Origin of the sequence: Rathayibacter sp. VKM Ac-2856 (assembly GCF_013205055.1) — a bacterium.
GTDB lineage: Bacteria > Actinomycetota > Actinomycetes > Actinomycetales > Microbacteriaceae > Rathayibacter.
In genome coordinates, this window is sequence record NZ_JABMLF010000005.1 from 1 (window position 1) to 15015 (window position 15015).

The window sequence follows — 15015 nt, forward strand, 5'->3', positions numbered from 1 at the left end:
TCACAAGACCCGGACGGGGTTATAAATTTGGCATTGAACATAGTGCACGCTGTTGAGTTCTCAAGAATCGGACACATCCCGCCTCCACACCACAGAAGGTGCTTCACAACGGAAGTGATCGAAGATGTTGTACCGAGAGCCGGCCTGAATCAGGCGGGCCGTTCGATTTGTTCGTGTCGCCGAGACCGGGTAGGCTTATTAGAACCGAAGTCCCGATCGCCTCCGTGGCAACTCGACTAACTTAGCACATCCGCAGGCCGTGTCAAATCGGCGTCTTCGTGATGCTCGGCGTCAGATCCGGAGATCGTCTGGCCGTCATCGTGCCCGACCGAGGTCGTGCACCGAAGCCGAGGACCTGGATCCTGCGGAGGCTTTGCATCTTACGCTCGCGATCCGCCGCCATCAAGAGACGAATCTCTAACAGGCTTGAGAGCGAGGGGATGGTCATCGCTTGAGGGGGGCCGGCGGGTCACGATGCTCTGCATCCGACTCTCGCTGTCCGCTCCTTTGGGCTGACGAGGAGTTACATTACGTCGAGGTTTCGCGGCCCTGCAAATCGCTCGCCGCCCGGGCGTGTCGCGATTCGGCTCCTCGAGACCGAGCCGAGGGGCCTCAGGCGACGAACGCGCCGGCGAAGCTCTTCTTGCCGCGGCGCAGCACGGCGATGCCGTCGATCAGCGGGAGGTCGCCGAGCACGGCGGTCTCGTCCGGCACCACGGTGTTGTTCACCGAGAGTCCGCCCTGGCCGAGCGCGCGCCGCGCCTCGCCGAGACTCGCGACGAGTCCGGTCTCCACGAAGGCCTGCACGACCGGGGTCGACGCGGTCGCCTCGATCGTCGGCACCGCCTGGAGTGCTCCGCGCAGGATGTCCGCGTCGATCCCGTCGAGCGATCCGCGCCCGAAGAGCGCGGTAGACGCGGCGATCACCGAGGACGTCACCGACTCCCCGTGCACGAGTGCGGTCACCTCGCTCGCGAGAGCACGCTGCGCCTCGCGCTTGAACGGCGCTTCGACACTCGCGCGCTCGAGTCGCTCGATCTCGGTCCGCGGCAGGTAGGTGAAGGTCTTCAGCCGGGCCGCGACATCGCGGTCGTCCGTGTTGAGCCAGAACTGGTAGAAGGCGTAGGGGCTCGTCAGCGCCGGGTCCAGCCAGACGGCGTTGCCCTCGCTCTTGCCGAACTTCGTGCCGTCGGAGTTCATCACCAGCGGAGTCCCGATCGCGTGCACCGACACTCCCTCGGTGCGGTGGATCAGATCCGTCCCGCTGGTGAGGTTGCCCCACTGGTCGCTGCCACCGGTCTGCAGCACGCAGCCGTACTGCCGGTAGAGCTCGAGGTAGTCCAGCCCCTGCAGGATCTGATAGCTGAACTCCGTGTAGCTGATTCCGGCGTCCGAGTTCAGGCGCGCGCTCACCGCGTCCTTCTTGAGCATCGTGCCCACCCGGAAGTGCTTGCCGATCTCGCGTAGGAAGTCGATCGCCGACAGCGGCGCCGTCCAGTCCAGGTTGTTCACCAGGCGCAGGGGGTTCTCCCCCTCGACCGAGAGGAAGCGCGACACCTGCGTCTGCAGGCGGGACACCCACTCGACCACCGTCTCGCGGGAGTTGAGCGTCCGCTCCGCCGTCGGCCGCGGGTCCCCGATCAGTCCGGTCGATCCCCCGACGAGACCGAGGGGCCGGTGCCCCGCGAGCTGGAGCCTGCGGAGAACGATCAGCTGCACCAGGTTGCCGAGGTGCAGGCTCGGCGCGGTCGGGTCGAAGCCGCAGTAGTAGGTGATCGGGTCTCCGGCGAGGAGCTCGCGCAGCGCCTCCGCGTCGGTCGACACGTGGATCGCGCCGCGCCAGACGAGCTCGTCCCACACGTTCTCGAACGAGGGATCGAGCATCGGGGCGGTCGCGGATCCACGGGAGTCCTGATCGGTCACTCGTCCAGGGTAGCGCGGGGCACCGGCGGCGACCGCCGCGCGATCAAGCACTGCGGCTTGATCGCGCGGTATCAAGTGCGCATACTTGATCGGGGAGGTCACCGTGTTCGTCATCACCGCCGATCAGCGCGACAGCCGCCACGACGACGACCGGGTCGACCGGGTGATCGCCGAGCTGCTGGAGGCGCACGAGTCCGCCTTCGTGCTGCCCCCCGAGCGGACGGCCGGCGACGAGTTCCAGTTCGTGCTGGCGGACGCCGACTCCGCCGTCGCCGTGGTGCTCGCCCTCCACCGATCCGCGCACTGGAGCATCGGCCTGGGCATCGGCGCGATCGAGCGGCCTCTCCCCCGGACGACGAGGGCGGCGCGCGGTGCGGCCCACTTCGCCGCGAGGCGCGCGGTCGAGGCGGCCAAGGGGCGGGCGACGCGCGTCTCCCTCGATCCGGAAGGGCTCGGGCCGGAGGACTCGGCCGCGGACTCCGCCGTCCGCGCCTTCCCCTCGGTCCGCGACGCGCAGGCACTGCTCGATCCGCTGCTGCACCTGCGCGACTCGCGGACCCCCGCAGGCTGGGAGATCGTCGACCTGCTCGACGCCGGGCTCTCGCAGAAGGACGCGGCCGAGCGTCTCGGCGTCTCCCCGCAGGCGGTGAGCCTCCGGGTCCGCGCGGCGAGCGCCCGCGCCGACGGGCCGGCGCGCGACGCCCTGGCGCGGCTGCTGACGGTGGTCGACCGTACGCTCGACCCGGACGCGGCGGCGAGCGCCGAGCGCAGCGAGCACTCGTCAGGCGGAGCCGCACTCGCGACCGCGTCCGCACCTGCGTCCGCACCTGCATCCCCATCCGAGAGGACCTCCCGATGACGGCACTCCCAGCCTCGCTCCCCGAGACGCTCTCCGTCGCCGTGCAGTCGGCCTCCTGGACCGGAGTGCTCCTGGCACTGGTCGCCGGTGTCGCCGGATCCGTGCTCGCCGTGCGCCTCCGCCGACCCCCGCTCGGCTGGATCGCACTCGGCGCCGCGGCGACGGCGTTCCTGCTCACCGGAGTCGCCGGCTCCGCCGCTCCCCCGGCCCTCGCCCTCGCCGTGGTCGTGCTCGCGTTCGTCCTCGCGGTGATCGGCGGCGGCCCGGTCGTGCTGCTGACCCTCGACCTCGCGACCACGGACTCGCGCAGCGGCGCGCACGGCGGGATCATGATCGCCGCCACCCAGCGGTCCGGCGCTCCGGGCTCGCCCACCGCCATCGGCCAGCCCATCGAGGTGCTCCGCGGCGGCACGACCATCGGAATGCTCGAGCGGATCGCGACCGCGGGCGCCCTGCTCAGCGGGCTGCCGGAGGGGGTCGCGGTGATCGTCGCCGTCAAGGGCGTCGGCCGGTTCAGCGAGCTGGCGTCGCCGGAGGCGCGGGAGCGCTTCATCATCGGGACCCTCGCGAGCCTCGCCTGGTCGGCGGCACTCGGGATCCTCGCGCGCCTCTACCTGGCGGGCTGACCTCCGCCGGTCGCCGGGCGACGCCGCGGCACCGCACGGCGGTAGGGCGAGACCGTCGGGTCGCCCGTGATCGAGAACCGCCAGGGGAACGCGGCGTCCCCGCCCTCGCCGGAGACCCCGGTCCGCGCGGACGTCTCGATCGGCACCGGATGCTCGCGGGGAACCAGCTCGAACGCCCTCGTCATCGGGTCCCCCGACTCGGCGAGCGCCACCCCGAGCGCCTTGGCGAGCCGCGCGGGACCGCGCGCGAGGTCGCGCGGCCGCACCGGTCCGCGGCGCCGGAGCGCCAGCTCCTCCCCGACCACCACCTCGCCGGCGCGCAGCAGCACGGCGGAGGCGGTGCCCGCGGGCGAGCAGACCAGGTTCACGCAGGTGTGCATTCCGTAGCTGAAGTACGCGTAGACCGTTCCGGGCTCCTGGAACATCGGCGCGTTCCGCGGCGATCGGCGCCGGTGCGCATGCGAGCCGGGATCCTCCCCGAGACCGAGGTACGCCTCGACCTCGGTGAGCCGCACGCCGACGAGGCCCTCGTCGGTGCGGTGCAGCAGCACGGCGCCGAGCAGGTCCGGCGCCACCTCGAGGGCCGAGCGCGAGAGATCGACCGGGGCCGGCATCCCTAGAAGAAGCTCTGGCCCGAGACGACCGTGACGACGATCACCGCGATGATCACGACACCCGCGACGACGACGAGGGTCCGCTGCTGCCACGGCGGCAGCGGCGGGCGGCCGTCGTCGTCGGCGCCGGGCGGGCCCTGGAGCGTCACGAGGCGTCCCCGCGCAGGGCGGATCGGACGACGCGCACGCGCTCGGTCAGCTGCGCGAGCTGCTCGGCCACCCGGTCGGGTGCCGTGCCGCCCACGCCGTCGCGGCTCGCGACCGAGCCCTCGATGCTCAGCACCGAGCGGACGTCGGGCGTCAGCAGCGGCGACACCGAGCGCAGCGCCTCGTCGTCGAGGTCCTCCAGTCCGAGGCCGCGCGTCTCGGCGAGCTTGACCAGCTCGCCGGTGATCTCGTGCGCGTCCCGGAAGGGCACGTGCTTCTTCACCAGCCACTCGGCGACGTCGGTGGCCAGCGAGAACCCCTGCGGAGCGAGCTCGGCCATCCGGTCGGTGTGGAACGTCAGGGTCGCGATCATCCCGCTGAACGCGGGCAGCAGCACCTCGAGCGTCGTGACCGAGTCGAAGACCGGCTCCTTGTCCTCCTGCAGGTCGCGGTTGTACGCGAGCGGGAGCGCCTTGAGCGTGGCGAGCAGCCCGGTCAGGTTGCCGAGCAGGCGACCCGCCTTGCCGCGCGCGAGCTCGGCGATGTCGGGATTCTTCTTCTGCGGCATGATCGACGACCCGGTCGAGTAGCCGTCGTCGAGCGTGACGAAGGCGAACTCCCGCGTGTTCCAGAGGATGATCTCCTCCGCGATCCGGGAGACGTCGATGCCGATCATCGCGCTGACGAAGGCGAACTCCGCGACGAGGTCGCGGCTCGCGGTGCCGTCGATCGAGTTCGGCACGCTCGCGGCGAAGCCGAGCTCGCGCGCGACCGCCTCCGCGTCGAGCCCGAGGGTCGAGCCGGCGAGGGCGCCCGAGCCGTACGGCGACACGTCGGCGCGCACCGCCCAGTCGCGCAGGCGCTCGAGGTCGCGCAGCAGCGCCCAGGCGTGCGCGAGGAGATGGTGCGCGAGCAGCACGGGCTGCGCGTGCTGGAGGTGGGTGCGCCCGGGCATGATCGCCGCGGGGTGCGCCGAGGCCTGCGCGGCGACGGCGTCGATCAGCTGCACCACGTCCTCCGCGATGATCGCGGCGTGGTCGCGGAGGTACATCCGCACGAAGGTCGCGATCTGGTCGTTGCGCGAGCGGCCCGCGCGCAGCTTGCCGCCCAGTTCGGAGCCGGCCTCGAGCATCAGCCCGCGCTCGAGCGCGCCGTGCACGTCCTCGTCGGCGTCGTCCGCGGTGAAGCGGCCCTCGACGACGGCCGTGCGCAGGCGCTCGAGCGCGTCGAGCATCGCGGTCAGCTCGGAATCGTCGAGGTATCCGGCGGCGGCGAGCGCTCGCGCGTGCGCGCGGGATCCGGCGATGTCGTACTCGGCGAGCTGCCAGTCGAAGTGCGTCGACTTCGAGAGCGCGGCCAGCTCGGGCGACGGGCCGCCGGCGAACCGGCCTCCCCAGAGCGCTCCGGCCTCGCCCGCGCGGGCGGAGGGTCGTTCCGTCATGGTTCTCCTCGGTGTCGGCTGTCGAGTCTACTGAGCGGCGTCGGGGGTGCCGGCGCGCTCGAGGAGCCAGACCAGCAGGGCCTTCTGCGCGTGCAGGCGGTTCTCCGCCTCGTCCCAGATCACGCTCTGCGGGCCGTCGATGACGTCCGCCGTCACCTCGTAGCCGCGGTCGGCGGGCAGGCAGTGCAGGAACAGCGCATCGGGGGCGGCGGCGGCCATCGTGCCGGAGTCGACGCGGTAGTCGCGGAAGGTGGCGACGCGCGCGGCCTTCTCCTCCTCCTTGCCCATCGAGACCCAGGTGTCGGTGATCACGATGTCCGAGCCGCTCGCGCCCACGGCGGGATCGGCGGTGGTCGTGGCCGAGCCGCCGGTGGTCGCGGCGATGCGCTGGGCGTCGGCGAGCACCGCGGGATCCGGCGCGTAGTCGGCGGGCGAGACGATGCGGACGTGCATGCCCGCCGTCGCGCCGGCCAGCAGGTAGGAGTGCGCCATGTTGCTGGCACCGTCGCCGAAGAAGGTCAGCGTCAGACCGGCCAGGCGTCCTCGGTGCTCGCGGATCGTCAGCAGGTCGGCGAGGAGCTGGCACGGGTGGAACTCGTCCGAGAGTGCGTTGACCACGGGGACGCGGGTGCCCCGCGCCATCTCCTCGAGCCCGGACTGCGCGTAGGTGCGCCAGACGATCGCCGCCACCTGGCGCTCGAGGACGCGCGCGGTGTCCGACGCGGTCTCCTTGCCGCCGAGCTGGCTGCTCGCCGTCGAGATGATCAGCGGGCTGCCGCCGAGATCGGCGATGCCGACGGCGAAGGAGACCCGGGTGCGGGTGGAGGACTTGTCGAAGATCACCGCGACGGTCTGCGGCCCGGCGAGCGGGGTGCGCGCGAAGCGGTCGCGCTTGAGCTCGACGGCGAGATCGAGGATCTCGGCCTGCTCGGCGGGGGTGATGTCGTCGTCGCGGAGGAAGTGGCGGGTCACGGCTGCTGGTCGCTTTCGATCGGTGGAGGAGGTCGGGTCGGTCAGGCGTCGAGCGCCCGCACCGCGCGGCCGAAGCGGGCGACGAACTCGTCGACGTCGGCGGCGGTGATGATGAGGGGCGGCGCGAGCCGGATGCTGGAGTCGTTCGGCGCGTTCACGATGAGCCCCTCCGCCATCGCGGCGGCGGCCAGCTCGGCGGCGACCGGCTCGGACAGCGCGATGCCGAGGAGGAGTCCGGCCCCGCGGACGCCGGCGATCAGCGGTGAGCCGAGACCGAGGACGCCGTCGGTGATCTGTGCGCCGCGGTCCCGGGCGTTCGCGAGCAGGCCGGCGCGCTCGATCTCCGCGACGACCGCTCCGGCGACCGCGGTGGCGAGCGGATTCCCGCCGAAGGTGCTGCCGTGGTGGCCCTTCTGCAGCAGCTCGGACGCCTCGCCGAACGTCACGAGGGCGCCCACGGGGAAGCCGCCGCCGAGACCCTTCGCCAGGGTGATCGCGTCGGGCAGGATCCCCGCCCGCTGGTAGGCGAACCAGCTGCCCGTCCGGCCGATGCCGGTCTGGATCTCGTCGACGATCAGCAGGGCCCCGCGCTCGCGGGTCAGCTCGCGGGCCCGCTCGAGGAAGCCGTCCGGCAGCGGGAGGACCCCGGCCTCGCCCTGGATCGGCTCGACGATCAGCGCCGCCACCGACTCGTCGAGCGCGGCGTCGAGCGCCTCGACGGTCGCATCGATGTGCTCGACCCCGCCGGGCATCGGCTCGAAGGGCGCGCGCATCGCGGCCTTGCCGGTCATCGCGAGCGCACCCATCGTCCGCCCGTGGAAGGCGTTCCGCAGCGCCAGGATGCGGTGCCGACCGCCGGCCCCGTGCAGCCGGGCGAGCTTGAAGGCCGCCTCGTTCGCCTCGGTTCCGGAGTTCGCGAAGTAGACGCGCCCCGACTCGCCCGCGCCGGTGAGCTCCCGGAGCTTCTCGGCCAGCTCGATCTGGGGAGCGGTGGCGAAGTAGTTGGACACGTGCGCGAGGGCGCCGGCCTGCCTGCTCACGGCCTCGACGAAGACCGGGTGCGCGTGGCCGAGCGAGTTCACGGCGATGCCGCCGAGGAAGTCGAGGTACTCCCGGCCGTCGACGTCCCAGACGCGGCAGCCCTCGCCGCGCTCGAGCACGGCCAGCGGCGCGGCGAAGGTCTGCATCATCGCGGTCGCGTAGCGGTCGCGGGCGGCGTCGGTCCGCCCCGCGGGAGCGGTGGTCGGATCGGAGCCCGGGAGGGCGGGCGCGGAGGCGCCGGGAACGGTGTCGGTGGACATGTCGAGCCTTTCGAGCAGAAGCGGTCCGGCCGCGGAGGCCGTCGGTGCGCGCACCCCGTCGGGGCGGCGCTCGGAGCCGGGGCCGCCGGTGGTCAGCGGCCCGACGTTCGCTCCCGGTCGCGCGGGTCGGCGGAGGCGACGACCTCGGTGCCGACGCCCTCGGAGGTGAAGACCTCGAGCAGCATGGAGTGCGGCACGCGGCCGTCGATGATCGCGGCCTTCGGCACTCCGCCGCGGACGGCGTCGAGGCACGCCGTCATCTTCGGGATCATCCCCGACTCGAGCGAGGGCAGCAGCGCGGCGAGCTCGTCGGAGGCGATGCGCGAGACGAGGGAGTCGCGGTCCGGCCAGTCCGCGTAGAGCCCGGCGACATCGGTGAGGATCACGAGCTTCTCGGCGCCCACGGCGACGGCGAGCGCGGCCGCGGCCGCATCGGCGTTGACGTTCAGCGACTGGGTCGGGTCGTCGGAGTCGGGCGCGATCGAGGAGACGACGGGGATGCGGCCCGCGTCGAGCTGGGCGAGGACCGCTGCCGGGTCCACGGAGATCACGTCGCCCACCAGGCCGAGGTCGTGCTCGACCCCGTCGAGGACGACGCCGCGCCGACGGCCGACGAAGAGCCCCGCGTCCTCACCGGAGATCCCGGCGGCCAGCGGGCCGTACTCGTTGATCCGCCGCACGATGTCGCGGCTGATGCTGCCCGTGAGCACCATCCGCACGACGTCCATCGCCTCCGGGCTGGTCACCCGGTAGCCGCCGCGGAACTCGCTGGTGATGCCGAGCCGGTCGAGCATCGCCGAGATCTGCGGGCCGCCGCCGTGCACGACGACGGGGCGGATGCCGGCGTAGCGGAGGTAGACGATGTCCTGCGCGAAGGCGCGCTGGAGCTCCTCCGACACCATGGCGTTGCCGCCGAACTTGATCACCATCGTCCGGCCGTGGAAGTGCTGCAGCCACGGCAGGGACTCGATCAGCGTGCCCGCCTTGACGGCGATCGCGTCGCGGAGCGCCAGGCTCTCGGCCCCGGTCGGGTTCTCGTCGGCCATCAGCTGGAGTACGCCGAGTTCTCGTGGACGTAGTCGTGGGTGAGGTCGTTCGTCCAGACCGTCGCCGTCGCGTCGCCCGCGTGCAGGTCGATGTCGACCGAGACCGCGCGCGGGGCGAGGTCGACGAGGTCGCGGCTCTCCCCCGGCTCGCCGGCCCGGCAGACCTGCACGCCGTTCATCGCCACGTCGATCCCGTAGGGGTCGAACTGAGCGTCGGTCGTGCCGACCGCCGCGAGCACCCGGCCCCAGTTCGGATCGTTGCCGAAGATCGCGGCCTTGAAGAGGTTGCTCCGCGAGACGGCGCGCGCGACGACGACGGCCTCGTCCTCGGTCGCTGCATGGAGCACCCGGATCGCCACGTCGTGCGCCGCGCCCTCCGCGTCGGCCTGGAGCTGGAGGGTGAGGTCGCGGCAGACCTCGGTGAGCGCCGCGGTGAACTCGGCCTGCTCGGGGCGCACGCCGCTCGCTCCGCTCGCCAGGAGCGACACGGTGTCGTTGGTCGACATGCAGCCGTCGGAGTCGAGGCGGTCGAAGGTGACCCGGGTCGCCGAGCGCAGCGCGGTGTCGAGCTCGGCGGAGTCGAGGACCGCGTCGGTCGTGATGACGACGAGCATCGTCGCGAGACCCGGGGCGAGCATCCCCGCGCCCTTCGCCATGCCGCCGACGCTCCAGCCCTGCTCGGAGCGGACGCTCGCCTGCTTGGGCACGGTGTCGGTCGTCATGATCGCGCGGGCCGCGGCCTCGCCGGCCTCGGGGCCGGTGGCGTCCTCTATCGCAGCGGCTGCCTCGGTCACGCCCGCGGTCAGCTTGCCGAGGTCGAGCTGGTCGCCGATGAGCCCGGTGGAGCAGACGAGGACGTCGCCGGCCGAGACGCCGAGGCTCTCCGCGACCGCCTCGGCCGTCGCGTGGGTCACCTGGAATCCCGCGGCCCCGGTGTAGCAGTTGGCTCCGCCGGAGTTCAGCACGATCGCCGAGACGACGCCGTCCCGCATCACCTGCTCGCTCCAGAGCACCGGGTTCGCCTTGCAGCGGTTGCTGGTGAAGACGGTGGCCGCGTTCTGCAGCGGGCCGAGGTTGTGCACGAGGGCGAGGTCGCGGGCGCCGGTCGACTTGAGGCCGGCCACGACTCCGGCCGCGGCGAATCCGGCTGGGGCGGTGATGCTCACGGCGCGACTCCGTTCGTGCTCAGGCCGAGGGTCTCGGGGAGGCCCAGGGCGATGTTGGTCGACTGGATCGCGGCACCGGCGGTGCCCTTGACCAGGTTGTCGAGGGCGATGACCACGACGGCGCGGCGGGCGCGCTCGTCCACGGCGAGTCCGATCAGCGCGGTGTTCGCGCCGACGGTGTCGGCGGTGCGGGGGAACGTCCCGGCGGGCAGCAGCTGGACGAAAGGCTCGTCCGCGTACGCCGATTCCCAGGCCTCGCGGACGTCCTCGGCCGAGACGCCGGGCGCGAGGCGGGCGGTCGAGGTCGCGAGGATGCCCCGCGACATCGGCACGAGGACCGGGGTGAAGGAGATCGAGACCGGACCGGCCCCGGCGAGCGCCAGGTTCTGCCGGATCTCGGGGTTGTGCCGGTGCCCGCCGCCGACGCCGTAGGCGTGCGCCGAGCCGATCAGCTCGCTCGCCAGCAGGTCGGTGCGCAGGCTCTTGCCCGCACCGGACGGGCCGACCGCGAGGACAGACACCAGGTCGGCGGGCTCGATGACGCCGGCGTGCAGACCCGGTGCCAGGCCGAGCGTGATCGCGGTGACGTTGCAGCCGGGGACCGCGATGCGGCGCACCCCCGCCAGCACGTCGCGCTGGCGACCGGATCCCGGCAGCATCAGCTCGGGCAGGCCGTAGGGCCAGGCTCCAGCGAAGTCGCCGCCGTAGTAGTCGGCCCAGTCCTGCTCGTCGGTCAGCCGGTGATCGGCGCCGCAGTCGACCACGAGGACGTCGTCGGGCAGGGTCGCCGTGATCTCCCCCGACTTGCCGTGCGGCAGCGCGAGGAAGACGACGTCGTGGCCGGCGAGGTTCTCGGTCGTCGTGTCGACGAGCTCGAGGTGGCGGAGCGAGCGCAGGTGCGGCTGGACGGCCGCGAGGGGCTGACCGGCGTTCGAGTGCGCCGTCACCGTGCGCACCTCGAACTCGGGGTGATCGGCCAGCAGGCGCAGCAGCTCGCCGCCCGCGTAGCCGCTCGCTCCGGCCACCGCCACGGAAAAAGTCATGCCCGAGAGCCTACTCGCTGGCGGGACCCGCCTCCGCCGGACGGGGCGGGGCGGCCGCCGGCCGGAGCCGGCGGCCGGGCCTCACGCGCGGGGCTGCGCGCCGAAGCGCTCGGCGGCCAGAGCGGTGCCGCTCTCCTTCGCCGCGCTGGCCTCCGCCGCGGTCAGGGTGCGGTCGGCAGCGCGGAAGCGCAGGGCGAACGTGAGCGACTTCGACCCCTCGGCGACACCCGCACCGCGGTAGTCGTCGACCAGGCGGATCGCCTCGAGCAGCTCTCCGGCGCCCTCGGCCACGGCGGCCTGCAGGTCGGCCGCAGCAACGGCGACCGGGACGACCAGCGAGAGGTCCTGCGTCGCCGCGGGCAGCGCCCCGACCGGGCGCGCCACGACGAGCCGGCCGGCACGGGCGATCAGCGGATCGAGGTCGAGCTCGACCACCGCCACGCGGTGCGGCAGGTCGAGGTCGTCGGCGAGCGACGGGAGGATCTCCCCCGCGTAGCCGATCACGGCGTCCTCGAGCAGCACCTCGGCGGTGCGGCCGGGGTGCAGGGCGGCGTGCGAGCCCTGGCGGATCCGCAGCTCGACACCCGAGGCGGCAGCGACACCGCGGACGACGTCGAGGGCGTCGCGCCAGTCGAAGTCGCGCGCCGCGACGCCGGGCTGGCGCTCGAGCGCCGCACCGGTCAGCAGCGCCGCCACGTGCAGCGGCTGCCGCGGGATGCCCGCGTTAAGCGCCGCCTCGATCTCGGCCGACGGCCGGGCGCCCGCGAGGGGCAGCGGTCCGGAGCCGAACGGGCGGTCGCTCTGCGGCAGGAAGACCGAGCCCATCTCGTACACGGCGAGATCGACCAGACCGCGCGAGCGGTTGCGCGCCGCGACCTGCACGAGACCGGGCAGGAGCGAGAGCCGCAGCTGCCCCGCCGTCGCGTCGAGCGGGTTCGCCAGGGCGACCTGCTGGACCGGCTCGCCGTCGACGGAGCCGAAGCGGTCGTTCATCGCGCGGGAGAGGAACGGATACGACAGGACCTCCACCAGACCGGCCGCGGCCAGCGACTGCGCGACCGTGCGGCGCAGACGCTGCCCCGCGGTGAGGCCGCGGCCGGGAGGCGCGACGGGGAGGATCGACGGGATGCGGTCGTAGCCGGTGATCCGGGCGACCTCCTCCGCGAGGGTGGCGCGGTCGGTCAGGTCGGGACGCCAGCTCGGCGGCGTCACGAGCAGGCCCGCTCCGCCGTCCGCGACGCTCGCGCCGATCTCGGCCAGGGCGCCGCGGATCTCGTCCGGCGTGTACTCGAGGCCGATCAGCCCGGAGACGTAGCCGTCGGGGAGCTCGATGGCCTCCGCGCTGCCCGCCTCGGCGAGCGCGGAGCCCAGCTCGTCGGCGGTGCCGCCCGCGAGCTCGACCAGCAGCTGGACCGCGCGCGCGGCCGCGACCGGCGCGACCAGCGGGTCGACGCCGCGCTCGAAGCGGCGCGACGCCTCGCTCGGCAGCTTGTGCCGGCGGGCCGTCCTCGCGATCGAGACCGGGTCGAAGTTCGCGGCCTCGATCAGCACGTCGGCCGTCGTGTCCGTGATCTCGGTGCGGGCGCCGCCCATGACGCCGGCCAGCCCGATCGGCCCGCCGTCGTCGGTGATCAGCAGGTCCTCCGCGTGCAGGCGGCGGGTCTGGCCGTCGAGCGTCTCCAGCGTCTCGCCGGAGCGGGCCCGGCGGACGACGATGCCGCCCTCGAGCCGCTCGAGGTCGTAGCCGTGCAGCGGCTGCCCGAGCTCGAACATGACGTAGTTCGTGATGTCGACGACGAGCGAGATCGAGCGGACGCCGGCGAGGCGGAGGCGCGCGATCATCCACGGCGGGGTCGGCCGCGACGGGTCGATGCCGCGCACGACACGGGTGACGAAGACGGAGGAGCCGACGCGCCCGCGGATCGGGGCGTCGTCCTCGACCGCGACGGGGAAGACCGGCGCGGAGTCGAGGCGCTCGGGCGCGCTGATCGCGAGAGCCGGGTCGCGGAAGGCGGCGCCCGTCGCGTGGGCGTACTCGCGGGCGATGCCGCGGATCGAGAAGGCGTAGCCGCGGTCCGGGGTGACGTTGACCTCGACAGCGGCGTCGTCCAGGCCGAGCAGGGCGATCGCGTCGGTGCCGACCTCGGGGTCGATGCCGAGGCTCGCCAGGCGGAGGATGCCCTCGTGGTCGTCGCCGAGGCCGAGCTCGCGGGTGGACGCGATCATGCCGTCGGAGACGTGGCCGTAGGTCTTCCGCGCCGAGATCGGGAACGGCCCGGGCAGCACGGCACCGGGGAGCGACACCACGACCTTGTCACCGGCCGCGAAGTTGTGCGCGCCGCAGACGATGCCGCGGACGTCGTCGCCGCCGTCCGCCGCGCGCTCGCCCTCGGGCGCGACGCGGACGGTGCACCAGTTGATCGTCTTGCCGTTCTTCTGCGGCTCGGGCACCAGGTCGAGGACCTCGCCGACGACGACGGGGCCGGACACCTCGAAGCGGTGGACGTCCTCCTCCTCGAGGCCGACCGACACGAGCGCCGCGTGCACGGCCTCGGTCGTGACGCCCTGCTCGAGGTCCACGTACTCGCCCAGCCAGCTCAGCGGGATGCGCATCAGATCACCATCCCGTACTGCTCGCTGAAGCGGACGTCGCCCTCGACCATGTCGCGCATGTCCTTCACGTCGTTGCGGAACATCAGGGTCCGCTCGATGCCCATGCCGAAGGCGAAGCCGGAGTACTCGTCCGGGTCGATCCCGACGGACCGCAGCACGTTCGGGTTCACCATCCCGCAGCCGCCCCACTCGATCCAGCGCGCACCGCCGACGAAGGTGGGGTGCCAGACGTCGAGCTCGGCGCTCGGCTCGGTGAAGGGGAAGTAGTTGGGGCGCAGGCGGATCTTCGCCTCGTCGCCGAACATGATCCGGGCGACGTGCTCGAGCGTGCCGCGCAGGTGCGCCATCGTCAGTCCGCGGTCGACAGCGAGACCCTCGAACTGCGTGAAGACGGGGGTGTGCGTGGCGTCGAGCTCGTCGGTGCGGTAGACGCGGCCGGGGGCGATCACGTAGATCGGCGGCGTGCGCTCGAGCATCGAGCGGATCTGCACCGGCGAGGTGTGGGTGCGCAGCACGAGGTGCGACTCCACCGGCTCGACGAAGAAGGTGTCCTGCATCGCGCGGGCCGGGTGGTCCTCGTCGAAGTTGAGGGCGTCGAAGTTGAACCACTCGTTCTCGAGCTCGGGCCCCTCCGCGATCTCCCAGCCCATGCCGACGAAGACGTCGGCGATCGACTCCTGCAGGAGCGAGAGCGGGTGGCGGGCGCCCTGGCGCGCGAAGGCGGCGCCGGCGGTGACGTCGACGCGCTCGGCGTCGAGCGCGGCGGCCTGCTCGGCCTCGACCAGCTCCGCCTCGCGCTCGGCGTACGCGTCGCCGACCTGCTTGCGTGCCCCGCCGACGAGCTTGCCGGAGGCCGCCTTGAACTCGGGCGGCACGGAGCGCATCAGCGCGTTGAGGCGGGCGAGGGCCGAGCCCTCGCCGAGGTGGGCGGTGCGGGCCGCCTTGAGGGCGGCGGAGTCGGCGGCCGAGCGGATCGCGCTCAGCGCCTCCGCGGTCGCCGTCGCGACGGCCTCGTCGGTGATGGGGTTGCTGTCAGACACGATCCCCCAGTGTAGGGATGCCTCGCGCGGCCCGCTGGCCCGACGCTCGCACCCCGCCGATCGCGGGTCGGCCCCTCCGCTGCGGATCGCGAACCGACTCCACTCCAGCGGCCGACGTATCGAGATCCACCGGCGCCGGAACGGCCGGTGCTGGTCCGCCCCGCGGAGCGGTGGGTCTCGATACGGCCCTGCGGGCCTACTCGACCAGCATGCGCGGGCCCACT

General features: G+C 72.9%; 13 protein-coding genes. 2 read left to right on the plus strand and 11 right to left on the minus strand.

What is annotated here, in order from left to right:
* Window positions 1-612 precede the first annotated feature (612 nt).
* Window positions 613-1884, minus strand: a complete 1272-nt coding sequence (tyrS, locus tag HQQ82_RS15195; protein WP_173235263.1) for a tyrosine--tRNA ligase — start codon at window positions 1882-1884, stop codon at window positions 613-615.
* A 142-nt stretch (window positions 1885-2026) separates the two neighbouring features.
* Between tyrS and HQQ82_RS15200 the strand changes: the two genes are divergently transcribed.
* On the plus strand, window positions 2027-2782 hold the full coding sequence (locus tag HQQ82_RS15200; RefSeq protein WP_216848671.1) for a helix-turn-helix domain-containing protein: 756 nt from the start codon (window positions 2027-2029) through the stop codon (window positions 2780-2782).
* Window positions 2779-3408: a hypothetical protein gene (locus HQQ82_RS15205; protein WP_254071565.1), complete on the plus strand. Its 630-nt coding sequence runs from the start codon at window positions 2779-2781 to the stop codon at window positions 3406-3408. The genes HQQ82_RS15200 and HQQ82_RS15205 overlap by 4 nt, the downstream gene beginning before the upstream one ends.
* On the opposite strand, the gene HQQ82_RS15210 is transcribed toward HQQ82_RS15205, so the two are convergent.
* The 10 genes from HQQ82_RS15210 to pheS form a co-directional block, all read right to left on the minus strand.
* Window positions 3393-4022 (minus strand): DNA-3-methyladenine glycosylase, encoded by a 630-nt coding sequence (locus tag HQQ82_RS15210; protein WP_173234722.1) that lies wholly within the window; start codon window positions 4020-4022, stop codon window positions 3393-3395. The two genes, HQQ82_RS15205 and HQQ82_RS15210, sit on opposite strands and share 16 nt — an antisense overlap.
* 2 nt (window positions 4023-4024) lie before the next feature.
* Window positions 4025-4171: a hypothetical protein gene (locus HQQ82_RS15215; RefSeq protein ID WP_173234724.1), complete on the minus strand. Its 147-nt coding sequence runs from the start codon at window positions 4169-4171 to the stop codon at window positions 4025-4027.
* Window positions 4168-5610 carry an argininosuccinate lyase gene (gene argH / locus HQQ82_RS15220; protein WP_173234726.1) on the minus strand — a complete coding sequence of 481 codons (1443 nt, stop codon included), beginning with the start codon at window positions 5608-5610 and terminating at the stop codon, window positions 4168-4170. The genes HQQ82_RS15215 and argH overlap by 4 nt, the downstream gene beginning before the upstream one ends.
* A 27-nt stretch (window positions 5611-5637) precedes the next feature.
* Window positions 5638-6582 carry an ornithine carbamoyltransferase gene (argF, locus tag HQQ82_RS15225; RefSeq protein ID WP_173234727.1) on the minus strand — a complete coding sequence of 315 codons (945 nt, stop codon included), beginning with the start codon at window positions 6580-6582 and terminating at the stop codon, window positions 5638-5640.
* Window positions 6583-6623: 41 nt separating this feature from the next.
* Window positions 6624-7883, minus strand: a complete 1260-nt coding sequence (locus tag HQQ82_RS15230; protein ID WP_173234729.1) for an acetylornithine transaminase — start codon at window positions 7881-7883, stop codon at window positions 6624-6626.
* Window positions 7884-7975: 92 nt separating this feature from the next.
* The gene (gene argB, locus HQQ82_RS15235) at window positions 7976-8929 is read right to left on the minus strand and encodes an acetylglutamate kinase (RefSeq protein ID WP_173234731.1); all 954 of its coding nucleotides are present in this window, start codon (window positions 8927-8929) and stop codon (window positions 7976-7978) included.
* On the minus strand, window positions 8929-10095 hold the full coding sequence (gene argJ, locus HQQ82_RS15240) for a bifunctional glutamate N-acetyltransferase/amino-acid acetyltransferase ArgJ (protein WP_173234733.1): 1167 nt from the start codon (window positions 10093-10095) through the stop codon (window positions 8929-8931). Before argJ ends, argB begins: the two co-directional genes overlap by 1 nt.
* On the minus strand, window positions 10092-11138 hold the full coding sequence (gene argC / locus HQQ82_RS15245) for an N-acetyl-gamma-glutamyl-phosphate reductase (protein WP_173234735.1): 1047 nt from the start codon (window positions 11136-11138) through the stop codon (window positions 10092-10094). The genes argJ and argC overlap by 4 nt, the downstream gene beginning before the upstream one ends.
* Window positions 11139-11219: 81 nt before the next feature.
* On the minus strand, window positions 11220-13751 hold the full coding sequence (pheT, locus tag HQQ82_RS15250) for a phenylalanine--tRNA ligase subunit beta (RefSeq protein WP_173234737.1): 2532 nt from the start codon (window positions 13749-13751) through the stop codon (window positions 11220-11222).
* A complete protein-coding gene (gene pheS, locus HQQ82_RS15255; protein ID WP_173234739.1) occupies window positions 13751-14791 on the minus strand; it encodes a phenylalanine--tRNA ligase subunit alpha in 1041 nt (346 codons plus the stop codon). Before pheS ends, pheT begins: the two co-directional genes overlap by 1 nt.
* Window positions 14792-15015: the final 224 nt, after the last annotated feature.

Bases quoted from the DNA above. Each gene is read 5' to 3' on its own strand.
- tyrS (WP_173235263.1), bottom strand. From the start codon at position 1,884: ATGCTCGATCCCTCGTTCGAGAACGTGTGGGACGAGCTCGTCTGGCGC.
- HQQ82_RS15205 (WP_254071565.1), top strand. From the start codon at position 2,779: ATGACGGCACTCCCAGCCTCGCTCCCCGAGACGCTCTCCGTCGCCGTG.
- HQQ82_RS15210 (WP_173234722.1), bottom strand. From the start codon at position 4,022: ATGCCGGCCCCGGTCGATCTCTCGCGCTCGGCCCTCGAGGTGGCGCCG.
- argH (WP_173234726.1), bottom strand. From the start codon at position 5,610: ATGACGGAACGACCCTCCGCCCGCGCGGGCGAGGCCGGAGCGCTCTGG.
- HQQ82_RS15230 (WP_173234729.1), bottom strand. From the start codon at position 7,883: ATGTCCACCGACACCGTTCCCGGCGCCTCCGCGCCCGCCCTCCCGGGC.
- argB (WP_173234731.1), bottom strand. From the start codon at position 8,929: ATGGCCGACGAGAACCCGACCGGGGCCGAGAGCCTGGCGCTCCGCGAC.
- argC (WP_173234735.1), bottom strand. From the start codon at position 11,138: ATGACTTTTTCCGTGGCGGTGGCCGGAGCGAGCGGCTACGCGGGCGGC.
- pheT (WP_173234737.1), bottom strand. From the start codon at position 13,751: ATGCGCATCCCGCTGAGCTGGCTGGGCGAGTACGTGGACCTCGAGCAG.